This window comes from Stenotrophomonas sp. SAM-B (assembly GCF_013387485.1).
In the GTDB taxonomy this organism is placed as follows: domain Bacteria; phylum Pseudomonadota; class Gammaproteobacteria; order Xanthomonadales; family Xanthomonadaceae; genus Stenotrophomonas; species Stenotrophomonas maltophilia_AA.
Genome location: NZ_JABBXB010000064.1, coordinates 1 through 425, shown reverse-complemented (window position 1 = coordinate 425; position 425 = coordinate 1). Strand labels below are relative to the sequence as shown.

1 rRNA gene is annotated in these 425 nt (G+C 57.4%); it reads right to left on the bottom strand.

The features are described from left to right. Nucleotides 1-425 (bottom strand): 16S ribosomal RNA (locus HH110_RS19255); the annotation flags it as partial.

Here is a 425-nt window from a genome sequence, read left to right as displayed (position 1 = left end):
ACACGGGTATCTAATCCCGTTTGCTCCCCTAGCTTTCGCGCCTCAGCGTCAAGAACAGGCCAGGTAGTCGCCTTCGCCACTGGTGTTCCTCCCGATATCTACGCATTTCACCACTACACCGGGAATTCCACTACCCTCTCCTGCCTTCGAGTCGATCAGTATCGAATGACCCTCCCCAGTTGAGCCGGGGGCTTTCACACGCGACTTGATCGACCGCCTGCGCGCTCTTTACGCCCAGTAAATCCGGACAACGCTCGCCACCTACGTATTACCGCGGCTGCTGGCACGTAGTTAGCCGTTGCTTATGCCTCGAGTACCGTCAGGTGTCTTCCTCGAGAAAAGCGGTTTACGACCCGAAGGCCTTCATCCCGCACGCGGCGTTGCTGCGTCAGGGTTTCCCCCATTGCGCAAAATTCCTAACTGCA